12 protein-coding genes and 2 pseudogenes are annotated in these 14,176 nt (G+C 71.8%); 8 read left to right on the top strand and 6 right to left on the bottom strand.

Features of this window, described 5'->3' with window-relative positions; translation table 11 throughout:
- Window positions 1-28: 28 nt before the first annotated feature.
- Window positions 29-709, bottom strand: a complete 681-nt coding sequence (gene cofC, locus AB0H56_RS10885) for a 2-phospho-L-lactate guanylyltransferase (RefSeq protein WP_357160398.1) — start codon at window positions 707-709, stop codon at window positions 29-31.
- A 31-nt stretch (window positions 710-740) separates the two neighbouring features.
- Here cofC and AB0H56_RS10880 point away from each other — a divergent pair, with 31 nt between their 5' ends.
- Window positions 741-1,736, top strand: coding sequence for an NAD(P)H-dependent glycerol-3-phosphate dehydrogenase (locus tag AB0H56_RS10880; RefSeq protein WP_357160395.1), 996 nt, complete (start codon window positions 741-743; stop codon window positions 1,734-1,736).
- Window positions 1,737-1,779: 43 nt separating this feature from the next.
- Window positions 1,780-2,874, top strand: coding sequence for a D-alanine--D-alanine ligase family protein (locus AB0H56_RS10875; protein ID WP_357160392.1), 1,095 nt, complete (start codon window positions 1,780-1,782; stop codon window positions 2,872-2,874).
- A gap of 88 nt (window positions 2,875-2,962) precedes the next feature.
- Here AB0H56_RS10875 and AB0H56_RS10870 read toward each other — a convergent pair whose 3' ends face one another.
- Window positions 2,963-3,499 carry a DUF3515 domain-containing protein gene (locus tag AB0H56_RS10870; RefSeq protein WP_357161241.1) on the bottom strand — a complete coding sequence of 179 codons (537 nt, stop codon included), beginning with the start codon at window positions 3,497-3,499 and terminating at the stop codon, window positions 2,963-2,965.
- 344 nt (window positions 3,500-3,843) lie between these two features.
- Between AB0H56_RS10870 and AB0H56_RS10865 the strand changes: the two genes are divergently transcribed.
- From AB0H56_RS10865 to AB0H56_RS10855, 3 genes are read left to right on the top strand one after another with little or no spacing between them, the layout of a single operon-like run.
- Window positions 3,844-4,848: a thiamine-phosphate kinase gene (locus AB0H56_RS10865; protein WP_357161238.1), complete on the top strand. Its 1,005-nt coding sequence runs from the start codon at window positions 3,844-3,846 to the stop codon at window positions 4,846-4,848.
- A gap of 11 nt (window positions 4,849-4,859) precedes the next feature.
- A complete protein-coding gene (locus tag AB0H56_RS10860; protein WP_110035927.1) occupies window positions 4,860-5,543 on the top strand; it encodes a uracil-DNA glycosylase in 684 nt (227 codons plus the stop codon).
- Between the two features lie 49 nt (window positions 5,544-5,592).
- A complete protein-coding gene (locus tag AB0H56_RS10855; RefSeq protein ID WP_232999956.1) occupies window positions 5,593-5,844 on the top strand; it encodes a hypothetical protein in 252 nt (83 codons plus the stop codon).
- Window positions 5,845-5,898: 54 nt separating this feature from the next.
- Here AB0H56_RS10855 and AB0H56_RS10850 read toward each other — a convergent pair whose 3' ends face one another.
- The 3 genes from AB0H56_RS10850 to rpmB all read right to left on the bottom strand — a co-directional run bounded on the left by AB0H56_RS10850 (window position 5,899) and on the right by rpmB (window position 7,431).
- Window positions 5,899-6,687 carry an enoyl-CoA hydratase-related protein gene (locus tag AB0H56_RS10850; RefSeq protein WP_357160387.1) on the bottom strand — a complete coding sequence of 263 codons (789 nt, stop codon included), beginning with the start codon at window positions 6,685-6,687 and terminating at the stop codon, window positions 5,899-5,901.
- Window positions 6,688-6,696: 9 nt separating this feature from the next.
- Window positions 6,697-7,158: a GNAT family N-acetyltransferase gene (locus AB0H56_RS10845; RefSeq protein WP_357160384.1), complete on the bottom strand. Its 462-nt coding sequence runs from the start codon at window positions 7,156-7,158 to the stop codon at window positions 6,697-6,699.
- 81 nt (window positions 7,159-7,239) lie between these two features.
- Window positions 7,240-7,431, bottom strand: a complete 192-nt coding sequence (rpmB, locus tag AB0H56_RS10840) for a 50S ribosomal protein L28 (RefSeq protein WP_011210730.1) — start codon at window positions 7,429-7,431, stop codon at window positions 7,240-7,242.
- A 201-nt stretch (window positions 7,432-7,632) separates the two neighbouring features.
- Here rpmB and AB0H56_RS10835 point away from each other — a divergent pair.
- The 3 genes and pseudogenes from AB0H56_RS10835 to recG form a co-directional block, all read left to right on the top strand.
- Window positions 7,633-9,090, top strand: a pseudogene (locus AB0H56_RS10835) (DAK2 domain-containing protein); the annotation flags it as partial.
- A gap of 507 nt (window positions 9,091-9,597) precedes the next feature.
- A pseudogene (locus AB0H56_RS10830) lies at window positions 9,598-10,248 on the top strand (dihydroxyacetone kinase); the annotation flags it as partial.
- Window positions 10,249-12,513 carry an ATP-dependent DNA helicase RecG gene (recG, locus tag AB0H56_RS10825; protein ID WP_357160381.1) on the top strand — a complete coding sequence of 755 codons (2,265 nt, stop codon included), beginning with the start codon at window positions 10,249-10,251 and terminating at the stop codon, window positions 12,511-12,513.
- A 4-nt stretch (window positions 12,514-12,517) separates the two neighbouring features.
- On the opposite strand, the gene AB0H56_RS10820 is transcribed toward recG, so the two are convergent.
- Complete coding sequence (locus AB0H56_RS10820) at window positions 12,518-13,942, bottom strand: short-chain fatty acyl-CoA regulator family protein (RefSeq protein WP_357160378.1); 1,425 nt, start codon at window positions 13,940-13,942, stop codon at window positions 12,518-12,520.
- Window positions 13,943-14,176: the final 234 nt, after the last annotated feature.

The following is a 14,176-nucleotide window of genomic DNA, read 5'->3' as shown; positions in this document are numbered from 1 at the left end:
ACACCGAGGACTCGGTCGTGGCGACCCTCTAGCACACCGTGCGCACGGGATCGCCGCTGTGCGCGGGCAATCCGAACGCGCGCAAGGTGGCCGCGGTATGGGTCCCGACACCGATCGTACGGACCGTGTCGAGATCCGCGGGGGTGTCGACATCGCAGCGCAGCCCGGGCCAGTGCCCGGTGAGGACGTGCGCGCCCGCGGCGCGGTGGGCGCCGGCCGAATCGACGCCGAAGCGCGGCGCCAGGTCGGCGACGGTGTCGCGCACGAGCAGGGCCGCGGTTCCGGTGCCGGTGTGGTCGACGACGACCGAACGCACGCCGTGCGGCGCCACGGTGAGCAGGTCGGCCAGTTCGGCCGGGCGCAGCGCGGGCAGGTCGGCCTGCAGGGCCAGCAGATGGGCCGGACCGTGCCGGTCCCGCACGTCGGCCGCACCCGCGGCCAGCGCGGAGTTGAGCGGGTCCGATGCGCCCGCGGGCTCGTCGATGACGTGCGCGCCCAGCGCCGCGGCGCGGGCGGCGACCAGCGGATCGGGCGTGACCACGGTCAGCGACAGCACCTCGGGCACCGCCGTCGCGGCGACCACCGTGTCGGCGAACATGGCGAGGACCAGCCGCTCCCGCTGTTCGGGAGTCAGCATGTCGGCCAGCCTGCTCTTGGCCCGATCGATGTGCTTGACCGCCATCACGGCGTGCACGGTGTGCGGACGCATGCCCTCAATCCTTGCATGGCATATTGAGCAGATGACGAGGGCGGCGGTGATGGGCGCGGGGTCGTGGGGCACCGCGTTCGCGAAGGTGTTGGCGGAGGCGGGGACCGAGGTCACGATCTGGGCCAGACGCGACGAGGTGGCCGAGGCGCTGAACAGCGAACATCGCAACCCGTTCTATCTACCCGGCGTGCAGCTGCCGCCGGTGCGCGCCACCGCCGACGCGCGGGCCGCGCTCGACGGGGTCGACCTGGTGGTGCTCGCCGTGCCCTCGCAGTCGCTGCGCGCGAATCTGGACCGTTGGAAGGGCGACATCGGACCCGACGCCACCCTGCTCAGCCTGGCCAAGGGCATCGAGACCGGCACGCTGCTGCGGATGAGCCAGGTGATCGAGGAGGTCACCGGCGCCGACCCCGGTCGGATCGCGGTGCTCTCCGGGCCGAACCTGGCCGGCGAGATCGTGCAGTGCCAGCCGACGGCCACGGTGATCGCCTGCACCGATCCCGAGCGCGCCGAGGTGGCGCAGCGGGCGTGCGCCACCGGCTACTTCCGGCCCTACACCAACACCGACGTCATCGGCTGCGAGATCGGCGGCGCGTGCAAGAACGTCATCGCGCTGGCCTGCGGTATCGCCGCCGGAATGGGCCTCGGCGACAACACCATCGCGAGCCTCATCACCCGTGGCCTCGCCGAGGTGATCCGGCTCGGCGTCGCGCTCGGCGCGCAGCCGGTCACCCTGGCCGGGCTCGCCGGTGTGGGCGATCTCGTGGCCACCTGTACCTCGCCGCTGTCGCGCAATCGCTCCTTCGGCGCGGTGCTCGGCGCGGGCGGGTCCATGCTGGCCGCGCAGGAGGCGACCAATGGCCAGGTCGCCGAGGGTGTGAAGTCGTGCACATCGGTGCGCGCGCTGGCTGCGGCGCATCAGGTGGAGATGCCGCTGACCGACGCGGTGCACCGGGTGTGCCACGAGGGACTTTCGGTGAGCGAGGCGGTCGGCAGTCTGCTGGGCCGCCGGATCAAACCCGAGTAGGGCGATAGCGCCCCGCGCCGGTCAAACCGTTACGGTGACGTTCATGACGAACCGGATCAAGGTGGCCGTGGTGTTCGGCGGACGCAGCAGCGAGCATGCCGTCTCGTGTGTGTCGGCGAGCAGCGTGCTGCGCAACCTCGATCCCGCGCGCTACGAAGCGGTACCCATCGGCATCACCGCCGAGGGTGGCTGGGTGCTCGCCGACGGCATCGGCGAACTCGCGCTCAGCCACGGGTCGCTGCCCGCCGTCGACGCCACGGGCACCGCCCTCACCCTGGCGGCCGACCCGAGCAGATCCGGCACCCTGGTGGCCCTCGACGACGCCTCCGCCGCGCTCGGCCGCGTCGACGTGGTGTTCCCGATCCTGCACGGCCCGTTCGGCGAGGACGGCACGCTGCAGGGCATGCTCGAACTGGCGGGCGTGCCGTACGTCGGCGCCGGTGTGCTGGCCAGCGCCGCGGGCATGGACAAGGAGTTCACCAAGAAGTTGCTCGCCGCCGAGGGGCTGCCCGTGGGTGTGCAGGTCGTGCTGCGGCCCGGCACCGCCACCATGACCGCCGCGGAACGCGCACGGATCGGGCTGCCCGCGTTCGTGAAGCCGGCGCGCGGCGGGTCGTCGATCGGCATCACCAAGATCACCGACTGGGCCGAGCTGGACGCGGCCGTCGCCGCGGCGCGCGAACACGACCCGAAGGTGATCGTCGAGGCGGGCATCGTCGGCCGCGAAGTCGAGTGCGGCGTCCTGGAATTCGCCGACGGGCAGGTCCGGGCGAGCGTGGTCTCCGAGATCCGGATGCCCGATGCCGACGCCGCCGCCCCCGAGTTCTACGACTTCGCCACCAAATACCTCGACGACGTGTGCGAATTCGATGTGCCTGCCAAGCTCGACGACGAGGTGGCCGACCAGATCCGCGAGCTGTCGATCCGCGCGTTCCGCGCGCTGGACTGCCAGGGACTGGCCCGCGTCGACTTCTTCGTCACCGCGGACGGGCCGGTGATCAACGAGATCAACACCATGCCGGGCTTCACCCCGATCTCGCAGTACCCGCGGATGTGGGAGGCGACCGGCATCGACTACCCGGCGCTGGTGTCGACCCTGATCGAGACGGCGATCGCCCGCGGTACCGGCCTGCGCTGAGTCGTCTGCGGCTGGCGCCGCGGGGTTTCGGCGTCGAGGCGGCCGAAAACGTGGTGGGGGTGCGGTGGCGGCCGGTGCTCCGGCTGAACTACAGCTCGCCGGGAGTTGGTTCGCGGGCGGGGAGGTGGGCGCTGATGATGTCGGAGATGTTCTGGATGGCGCCCGCGCCCGAGCCGTCGGGGACGGTCAGCGCGATGTAGGTCTCGCGATCGACGGCGAACCAGGTGCCGACCTTGCCGACCTCGTCACGCACCTGGAACCACTGCACGCCGTTGACGACCTGTAGCGGGGACGCTCGGTTGAATTCGAGAGGCCGGTCCAGGCCGCAGCGCAGCACGATGGGCTCGCCGCCGTCGGGGTGCTGCCAGGCGCGGGTGGCCGGCGGGGCCGGTTCGACGAGGGTCGATTTGGTGTAGTCGCCGAGGTCGGCGGGGAGCGCCGGGAGCACGGCCTGGCAGGCCGGGCTGTCGGCCGCGGGGGCCGGGACGGGGCCGAGGGCGAGCGGTTCGCGCTCGACGGGGGCGCGCAGGGCGATGACGGCGGCCACGAGCACGCCGACGATCAGCACGACCGGAAGCGCGACGGCGGTCGCGATCAGCGCGGGGGAGTAGGAGGGCGCGGCCACCGGATCGGCCGCCGCGGTGCCGGAATCCGCCTCGGCCTCGGTGCCCGCGTCATCGGTCGACTTGGTGAGGGGGATCGCAGCGGACTCGGGATCGGCGCTCGGCGACGCGTCGCCCGAGCCGGTGTCGGGCTCGGCGCTGGCCTCCGGCGTGTCCGAGGTGGGCTTCGTCGTGTCGGCGGAGGGGTCCGCGGCTGGTGCCTTTCCGTCCCGGTCGTCCGCCGCTGCCGGGTCCGACGAATCCGCCGCCATAACCGCCTGGTCCTCTCCGTTGTGTCCGATCGCCTCCGAAAGGGTACCGTCGTGGCGATTTCGTCGGTCGTCAGCACAGCGGGAAGGGGCCGGTCATCAGCGAGGACAGCCGTCCGCGGACGGTGCGTGAGCTGGGCGAGTTCGCGGTGATCGACCTGATCAACGCGGGCAGGGAGCAGGCCGCGCACGTGCTGCTCGGGCCGGGCGACGACGCCGCGGTGATCGCCGCGCCCGACGGCCGCTTCGTGGTGAGCACCGACATGCTCGTCGAGGGCAGGCACTTCCGGCTCGACTGGTCGAGCCCCGTCGAGATCGGCCGCAAGGCCATCGCGCAGAACGCCGCCGACATCGTCGCCATGGGCGCGCGTCCCACCGCGTTCGTCGTCGCGCTCGGCTGCCCGGCCGACACGGCCGTTCCGGTGGTCACCGGGCTCGCCGACGGGCTCTGGACCGAGGCGAGCCGGGCCGGTGGCTCCATCGCGGGCGGCGACCTGGTGCACAGCGAGCACCTGGTGATCTCGGTGACCGCGTTCGGTGATCTCGGTGGACGGGCCGCCGTCACCCGCTCGGGCGCTCGGGTGGGCGACGTCGTCGCCGTCGCGGGGGAGCTCGGCTGGTCCGCCGCCGGGCTGGCCGTGTTGTCCGGCGGCGCCGACCTTTCCGCACCCGCCTTCACGCATGCCCTTGCCGCGCACCGTGTTCCGCAGCCGCCCTACGCCGCCGTGCTCGACCTGACCGGTGAGGTCACGCCGACCGCCCTCACCGACGTCTCCGACGGACTGCTCGCCGACCTGGGGCATCTCGCCGCCGCCTCCGGTGTCGCCGTCGACGTGCACAGCGTGGCGCTGGCCGATGCCGACCTGGCCGCGGTGGCGCGCGGACTGGATGCCGATGCGGCGCAATGGATTCTGGCCGGTGGCGAGGATCACGCCTTCGCCGCCACCTGGCCCGCCGGCAGCTCGCTGCCGCCGGGGTGGCGCCCGATCGGCGTGGTCGGCGCGGGCAGCGGGGTCACCGTGGACGGCGTCGAGCCCACCGGCGGCACCGGCTGGGAATCGTTCCGTGGGGCGGACGTCACACCCACCGGCCGGAAACGATAGGTTGTGCGGTCATGGGTGCCAAACCACTGTCGGAGATCATCGATCCGGGCTGGGCCCGGGCACTGGAGCCGGTCGCCGACCGCATCACCGAGATGGGCGAATTCCTGCGCGCCGAGAACGCGGCGGGCCGGGGCTATCTGCCCGCCGGGGAGAACGTGCTGCGCGCGTTCCGTCGTCCGTTCGACGCGGTGCGCGTGCTGATCGTCGGCCAGGACCCCTACCCGACGCCGGGACACGCGATGGGACTGAGTTTCTCTGTCGCGCCCGATGTCTCACCGGTGCCGCGCAGCCTGTCCAACATCTTCGCCGAGTACACCAAGGACCTCGGCTTCGATACGCCGAGCTGCGGCGACCTGAGCCCGTGGTCGGATCAGGGTGTGCTGCTGCTGAACCGGGTACTCACCGTCACCCCGGGCACCCCGGCCTCGCATCGCGGCAAAGGCTGGGAAGCGGTCACCGAGCAGGCCATTCGCGCCCTGGTCGCCCGGGACGAGCCGCTGGTCGCCGTGCTGTGGGGCCGCGACGCGGGCTCCCTCAAACCCACCCTCACCGCCGCCGAGATCCCCTACATCGAATCGGCGCACCCCTCACCACTGTCGGCCTCGCGGGGATTCTTCGGTTCGCGGCCCTTCTCCCGGGTCAACGAACTGCTCGATGAACTCGGTGCCGAGCCCGTCGATTGGCGGCTGCCCTGACCCGGGGCGTCGTCCGCACGAAAGAAAAATGATGAAGGAGCACAACCCGATGCACATCACCACCGTTCGCGCCGCCGTCGCGACCGCCGCCGTCGCCGCCGCCCTCACCGCGGGCGCCGCCTCGGCCAACGCGGCCGGACTGGCGCTCGAGCCCTACAACGAGCAGGCCGCGCCGGTCGCCACCACCCAGATCGGTGAGGAGTGGACCTCCACCGGCACCTCCACCATCTCCTCCGGTGTGAACGCGAAGGTGACCTGCCTGCTGCAGAACACCTTCAGCGCCCTCGGCGCGCAGTGCTGATAAGCGGCTGGCGCCGCGGGGTTTCGGCCGCGAGGCGGCCGAAACCCGTGGTGATCAGCTGAGTCCCAGGTAGTTCGGCTTGCGCTTGGCGACGAAGGCGTCGACGCCTTCCTTGCCGGTGCTGTTGTTCGCGGCGGCGGCGATGCTGTCGCGTTCGGCGTCCAGCTGCTGGTCCAGTGTCGCGGAAGGCGACTGGGCCAGCAGCTTTTTCATGGCCGCGTACGTGGCGCGGGGACCGGCGACGAAACTCTGGGCCACGCGCAGGGCCTCGGCGCGGACCTCGTCGTCGGCGACGGTGCGGCTCAGGATGCCGAGGCGCACGGCCTCGTCGGCGTCGAGAACGGCGTCGGTGAGCAGGATCTCGGCGGCGCGGCTCGTGCCGACGATGCGGGGCAGCAGCCACGACATGCCGCCGTCGGGGCTCAGGCCGATGCCGGGGTAGGCCGGGCGCAGCTTGGTGGAGGGCCCACCGATGGCGATGTCGGCGGCGCACACCAGGCTCATGCCCGCGCCCGCGGCCCAGCCGTGCACCGACGCGACGACCGGCACCGGAGTCGCGGCCAGCGCGCGCACGAAGTCGTGCAGTTCGGAGGCCAGCCGGTGCAGGTAGGCGCCACGGTCCTCGGCGCCGGCGAAGTGGTGCACATTGCCGCCCGCGCAGAAGTTGGCGCCCGATCCGGTCAGCAGCACGGCGCCGACTTCGGGATCGAGGGTGCGCAGCGCCTCGGTGCCCTGGTTGAGCAGGTCGAAGTTCATCGAGGTGCCCGCGGCGGCGGTGGCGATGGTCAGCTGCAGCACGCCGTCGACGAGGGTGACAGCGGTAACCGGTTCGGTGGTACTCATGGCTGCACCCTAGCGAGGGCCACGCCGCCACAATTGCTCGGGCAGCAGGGTGAAGGGGTCGACCCGGCGGACACCGGTGTCGGTGAAGCCGTGCCTGCGGTAGAAGGCGTGGGCGCGCGGATAGCCGGCGAAGACCCACAGGGTGCACGGCGAGTCCGGGGCGGCGGCGTCGATGAGGGCGTCGGCGACGCCGGTGCCGTGCCAGGCGGCGCGGACATAGAGCGCCTCGAGTTCGCCTGCCGTGGCGGCGGCGAAGCCGACGAGGTCGGCACCGGCCAGCGCGATCGGGATGCGATGGGCGCCGTCGGTGCGGCGCCGCTCCCACGTCTGCGCGGAGCGTTCCAGATCGAATCCGGTGAGCACGTGGCCGGGCACGAGGGTGTCGTAGGCCTCACGCCAGGTCGCGATGTGGCAGGCGGCGAGCGCGCTGACGCGGTCGGCGGTCAGTGGCGCCACCCGCCACTCGGACACCGCGCTACCCGCCGACGACAAAGCCCCGGACCACCCACGCGGGGTGCCGGGGCACTGTCGGCAGAATGTACGGGCTGAGAATCAGCCGCGGACGACCTTGCCCGCCTTCAGGCAGGAGGTGCACACGTTCATCCGGCGGGTGTTGCCAGGGGCAACCTGCGCACGCACGGTCTGGATGTTCGGGTTCCAGCGACGGTTGGTGCGCCGGTGCGAGTGCGAGACCGACTTCCCGAAACCGGGGCCCTTGGCGCAGACGTCGCAAACGGCAGCCATGTCGCGAGCTCCTTCATGTCATAAGCGGTCAGCGCGCACGGATGCCCGCTGTACCGGAAACTGATGTCGTCAATGCCTTGCCGACTCGCGTCGGCCAGCGCAGACCGGGATCGGCCGCGCGAGGCAACCCTGCAAGGGTAGCTGGCCGGGCCGTGATCTTCCAAACCGGGTGTCCCGGTCGACACGCCGGGCACGGCCCGGATGACGGGCCCGTCCGCGCTCAGCATACCGCTGTCGGCCGCTGCCGCTAACCTGGCGTGCGTGCTCGGCGGGCGGGCACGCGGATCGGGGAGCGAGGTGGCGGTGTCGCACGTGCGGGAGGCGCTCGACGGCGCCGAGCTGCTGGCCTGGGCCCGAACCTGCCGCACCGACCTGGAACTGCGCCGCGCCGAGATCAACGCCCTCAACGTGTTCCCCATCGCCGACTCCGATACCGGCACCAATCTCCTCGCGACCATGCGGGCGGCGGTCGCGGCGGCCGAGGCGGTGGTCGACACCGCGCCGGCTCGCACCGACGTCGCTGCGCCGAGCGATTCCGTACTGTCGGCGCACGAGGTCGCGAAGGCGCTCGCGCGCGGTGCGACGACCGGCGCCCGCGGCAACTCCGGAATCATTCTTTCCCAGGTCCTGCGCGGGATCGCCGAAGCCGTGGACGCGGGCCCGCTGACCGGTGACAGCCTGCGGACGGCACTGCGTCGGGCGGCGGTGCTCGTGCGCACCGGGCTCAGTTCCCCCGTCGAAGGCACGATTCTGACCGTCCTCGACCGCGCCGCGGCAGCCGCGGCCGAGTCGGCGGACCCGGCACTGGCGGCCGTGGCCCGGTCGGCGGCCGACGGCGCCGCACGCGCGCTGAACGAGACACCCGCGCAACTCGGCGTGCTGCGCGCGGCGGGGGTCGTCGACGCCGGAGCCCGCGGCCTCCTCGTTCTCCTCGACTGCCTCGTCGGACAGATCTGCGGCGCGGCGCCGACCCGCGACACCTATACCCGCGCCGGATCGGGCGACCGCCGGGCGGCCCTCGGTATCGATGGCCGTTCCCGGCAGACCGATGGAACACGCACGTTCAACTCGACGAGCGCCGATCCGTCCGCGGACGTCGATGCGCCGGGGAAGGCAGCGGGCGGCGTGGTGCCGAGGGCATCAGCGGGCGACGCAGCGGGTGCGACCGACACCGCTGGGCGGCCGATGGCGGGTGCGACCGACACCGCTGGGCGGCCGATGGCGGGTGCGACCGACACCGCTGGACCGCCGACGGCGGGTGCGACCGACACTGCCGCGCGCCTCACAGCTGGTGACGTCGATGTTGCCGGGCGGCCTGCGGTCGGTGCGAACGATGCTGCCGGCTGGCCTGCGGCTGGGGTGACCGATACCGCAGTGCCGCCCGCGGCCAGTGTGGACCTGGCGGGGTCACGTGCCGACTTCTGGGACGGGCAGGATCGGTCCGATGACGCCGACCCGCATTTCGAGGTCATGTACGTGATCTCCGGCACCGACGAGGCGGCCGCCGGTGGGCTGCGGGACCGGCTCGCCGTGCTCGGTGATTCCGTCGTCGTGGTGGGGGACGGGGACAGCACCTGGTCGGCACACGTGCACTGCAGGGACGCGGGCGCCGCGATCGAAGCGGGGTTGGCGATCGGCACGGTGACCGGGATCCGGATCGAGAGCTTCGCGGTGACGGCACCGAACGGGGGCGCGCATCACGACTCGGCGGCGGTGCGGTCCTGCGACGGTGGCGGCGTGGCGCCCACACCTGTCGATCGAGGCACCGTCGGGGCGGGGTCCGCCGTGGCTGGTGCCGGCGGAGCAGGCGCGGGGTCGGCCCCGGGCGATGCGAGCAGTGTCGGCGCGGGATCCGGCACGAGGGACGGTGGTGCCGTCGGTGTGGAGGCCGCTACCGCGGACGACACCGAGGGCGGGGCGTGGACCAGTTCGGTAGACGCTGCAGGGGCGAGGACCAGTCCGGTGGACAGCGGACGGCTGGGTGCCGAGGGCTCGGCCGCGGCCGGGCGCGGTATTTCCCGCACAGCCGCGGCAGATGCGGGGCCCGGCGTGGTGCCGAACGCTGATCGGCCGCGGCTCACCGAGCCCGATGCCAGGGCGGACGACGACGGGTCGGTGTCCAGCGCGACCGACGGACAGCCCCCGGGCACGGACCACCTCGCCGACCGCGGCATCCTCGCCGTGGCTTCCGGCGCCGCCGCCGCGAGCCTGTTCGAGGACGCGGGCGCGGTGGTGCTGCGCGGTGACCGGCAGCTCGACACCACAGCCCTGCTCACCGCGATCCGCGCCATGCCGCACCGGGAAGTCCTCGTCCTGCCGAACGGGGCGTTGCCCGCTCAGGAGCTCGTCGCCGCCGGTGTCGCCGCGCGTGACGGGTCACGTGACGTCTTGTTGCTGCCGAGCGCGTCGATGGTGCAGGGGCTGGCGGCGCTGGCGGTGCACGATCGGGGGCGGATCGCGGTGGACGACGCGTTCGCGATGTCGGAGGCGGCCGCGACCACCCGGTGGGGCGCGCTGCGGGCGGCCCGGGTGCGCGCGCTGACGATGGTCGGGATGTGTTCGCCCGGTGACGGTCTCGGCCTGGTCGGCCACGACGTGGTGGTGATCGACCCCGATGTGGTCGGCGCGGGCCGCATCCTGCTGGACCGGATGCTCGGTCTCGGTGGCGAATTGGTGACCCTGCTGATGGGCGCCGACGCGGGCCCCGAGCTGGGCGCGGTGTTGGCCGAGCATGTGACGGCCGGTTTCCCCGGTGTCGAGGTCGTGGTGTATTCCGGTGGGCAGCAAGCGGATCTGGTGCAGATAGGGGTCGAGTAGATGGCGACGTTGAGTGACCGGCTCGATCACGTGCTCGGTGTGAAGGCCGCCGACCGGCTGACCGAAGCGTTCGACATGACCACGGTCGAGGACCTGCTGCGCCACTATCCCGTGCGCTATGCCACCCAGGGCCAGCCGCTCACCGAGGAGGAGCCGGAGGAGAGCGCGCACATCACCGTGATCGGCCGGATCACCAAAACCGAACTGCGCCCGATGAAGAACCGCCGCGGCTCCCTGCTGAAGGTGCAGCTCGACACCGGCGCCGCCCGCCCGGTCGAAGCCACCTTCTTCAACGGCGACAAGGTGCGCTATCTGGTGAAAGAGGGTGTGCGGGCGATGATGTCGGGCACCGTGCACTGGTGGCGTCCGGACCGCTGGAACCTCTCGCACCCCGACTACCTGATCCTGCCCGACAAGGCCGAGGCCGGCGTCGAGGAGCTCACCTCGGTGCGCGGCAGCGGGGCGTTGCGCGGACTCGCGCAGAGCGCGAAAGGCGCCGGGGGAGTCGACGCGGCGTTCTTCGAGCGGGAGTTCGTCCCGGTCTATTCGGCGACGGCGAAGGTGCAGAGCTGGGACCTGCTCGCCTGCATCCGCCAGGTCCTCGACCAGCTCGACCCCATCGAGGACCCGCTGCCCACCGACCTGCGCGAGGACCGCGGGCTGCTCGGGGTCTCCGACGCGCTGCGCCTGATCCATCTGCCCGAACACAAGCTCGACATCGAGAAGGCCAGGGACCGGCTGCGTTTCGACGAGGCGCTGGCATTGCAGCTGGTGCTCGCCGAACGCAGGCACGAGGTGGAGGGTCGCACCGCGCCCGCCTGCCCGCCCGCCACCGACGGGATCGCGGCCGCCTTCGACGAGCGGCTGCCTTTCGAGCTCACCGAGGGCCAGCGGCAGGTGATCGACGAGATCTCCGCCGACCTGTCCCGCACCCGGCCGATGCATCGCCTGCTGCAGGGCGAGGTGGGCTCGGGCAAGACGATCGTCGCGCTGCACGCCATGCTGCAGGTGGTGGATTCCGGTCGCCAGTGCGCGCTGCTGGCGCCGACGGAAGTCCTGGCCGCTCAGCACCATCGCTCGCTGCGGGCGATGCTGGGCGAGCTCGGCACCGCGGGGGAACTCGGCGCGGCCGAGCACGCGACCAAAATGGTGCTGCTCACCGGATCGATGTCGACGGCGGCCAAGAAGGCGGCCCTGCTGGACGCGGTGACCGGCGAGGCCGGCCTGGTCATCGGTACCCACGCCCTCATCCAGGACGCCGTGGAGTTCTTCGATCTCGGCCTCGTCGTCGTCGACGAACAGCACCGCTTCGGCGTCGAGCAGCGTGACGCGTTGCGGGCCAAGGCGAAGAACGGCATCAGCCCGCACCTGCTGGTGATGACAGCGACCCCGATTCCCCGCACCATCGCGATGACGACCCTGGGCGACCTGGAGACCTCCACCCTCACCCAGCTCCCGCGTGGCCGCTCCCCGATCGTGTCGAGAGTCGTTCCGCGCAAACTGCATCCGGGCTGGGTGGATCGCGCGTGGGAACGGATTCTGGAGGAGGTCGGCCAGGGCAGGCAGGCGTATGTGGTGTGCTCGCGGATCGGCGAGGATCCCGACGCGCCGCCCGCCAAGGGCAAGAAGTCGGCGCAGGAGAAGGAGGGGCCGACCACGCAGGCCGCCGTCGACATGTACGAGACGCTGCGCGCCGGGCCGCTGGCCGGTGTCCGGGTCGGGCTGCTGCACGGCCGGCTGCCGTCCGACGAGAAGGACCACGTGATGCGGCAGTTCAACGACGCCGCCATCGATGTCCTGGTGTGTACCACGGTCGTCGAGGTCGGCGTCGACGTGCCGAACGCGACGGTGATGGTGATCGTCGACGCGGACCGGTTCGGCGTGAGTCAGCTGCATCAGCTGCGCGGGCGCATCGGCCGCGGCGAGTATCCCGGGCTGTGCCTGCTCGTCACCGACGCCGCCCCCGGCGGCACTGCGATGGCGCGGCTCGAAGCGGTCGCGGCGACCACCGACGGTTTCGAACTCTCGGTCCTCGATCTGCGTCAGCGCCGCGAGGGCGACGTGCTCGGCGCGGCCCAGTCCGGAACGGCCCGCTCGCTGCGCCTGCTCTCGCTGCTCGACGACCTCGAGGTGATCACCGCGGCCCAGGAGCTGGCGCGCCAGGTGGTCGCCGAGGATCCGGGGCTGGTGCGCCATCCCGGGCTGGCCGGGATGATGCACGCGGCCGTCGACGGCGAGCGCATCGAATACCTCGCCAAATCCTGAACGCTCAGCGCGGCAGGCGCGGATACGGCAGGTCGGTGCTGGTGTGTTCGGCGACGGCGAGCGGCCGTCCGATCTGGGGGAAGGCGCGCTGGGGGCACGCGGCGCGCTCACACACCTTGCACCCGGCGCCGATCGGCACCGCCACCTGCGGGTCGTCGAGTTGCAGACCCTGCGAGTACACGAGCCGGTCCGCGTATTCGATATCGCAACCGAGCCCGATGACGAAGTTCTTCGCCGCCGCGCCGAAGCCCTGCGCGGTGGCCGGGGTGGTGCGGGCGATCCACAGATAGCGGCGGCCGTCGGGCATCTCCGAGATCTGGGTGAGGATGCGGCCGGGATGCGCGAACGCCTCGTGGGTGACCCACAGCGGGCAGCTGCCGCCGACCCGGGAGAAATGGAATGCCGTGGCCGACTGCCGCTTCGAGATGTTGCCCGCCCGGTCGGTGCGGACGAGGAAGAACGGCACCCCGCGCTGACCCTGCCGCTGCAGCGTGCTGAGCCGATGGCAGACCGTCTCGAAGCCGACCTCGAACCGCAGCGAGAGCAGGTCCACGTCGTAGCGCAGTTCCTCGGCCGAACGCAGGAACCGGCCGTAGGGCAGGATCAGCGCGCCCGCGAAGTAGTTGGCCAGGCCGACCCTGGCCAGCGTGCGGGATTCGCCGGTGAGCGCCCGTGATTCGGCGAGCACGTTGTCGATCTCGCGGCCGTAGAGCAGCAGGCCGAGGGTGCCTGCGATCTGGAAGGCGCGCTGACCGGGGCGCAGCCGCCGGGCGAGGGTCAGCGTGCGGGTGTCGGGGTCGTAGTGGCGTTTCGGGATGGTCGGGTCGGCGCCGTCGCCGCGGACGAGCACCGTGACGCCCGCGCGTTCCTCGGCGACCCTGGCCAGTTGCCGGTCCAGCGAGCCGATGCTCAGCCCGGCTTCCTCGAACAGCTGCTCGGCGGCGTGATCGAGGGTCGCGATGTGATTGCGGTGGTCGTAGAAGAAGTCGCGTACGTCCTCGTACGGCATCGGGGCGCCGGGCGCGCCCGCGTTGCTGTCCACCCGTGACGACAGCAGATCGAGCTGATCGGTGGCCGCGCGCAAGCGGCGGTGCATCGCGATGACGATCCGCGCCACCTCGGGCAATCTCGTCGCGAGCTCCTCGACCTCGGTGATCGGCGCGGTGTCGCCGCCGCCCGCCGCCTCGACAAGGACCTCGTGCAGGTCCGAGACCAGCCGTGCGTCGGAGTCGGCGGCGAAGAACTGCACGTCGAGGTCGAAGGTCGAGTTCAGTTTCAGCAGAACCGGAATGGTGAGCGGGCGTTGATCGCGCTCGAGCTGATTGAGATAACTGGGCGAGAGATCCAGCGATTTCGCCAACGCCGCCTGAGTCATCCTTCGTTCTTCACGCAGCCGTCGAAGCCGGGCCCCCGCGTACATCTTCCGCACGTCGGAGATCCTAACGCTCCGAGTTCGCAATGTTCGCTCTAATGGACGATCGCGTGCGGAGAAGTCCAGTCCTGCAAGGGATTTTACCTGTGACTACCCGTGCGTAACGTGCGAAGCGCCGAATCGGGGCACGCGGGGCCGGGCCCGCATGCTCGATGCGGGCCGGTCAAGGGGGTCCGGCCGGCCGATTCGGCGCGTGCCGCGCGGTTGCCGAGGGAGTTCCCAGAGCGAACG

The sequence above is a fragment of the Nocardia sp. NPDC050717 genome (assembly GCF_040654275.1).
Classification (GTDB): domain Bacteria; phylum Actinomycetota; class Actinomycetes; order Mycobacteriales; family Mycobacteriaceae; genus Nocardia.
This window is presented reverse-complemented; position numbering and strand designations above follow the sequence as displayed.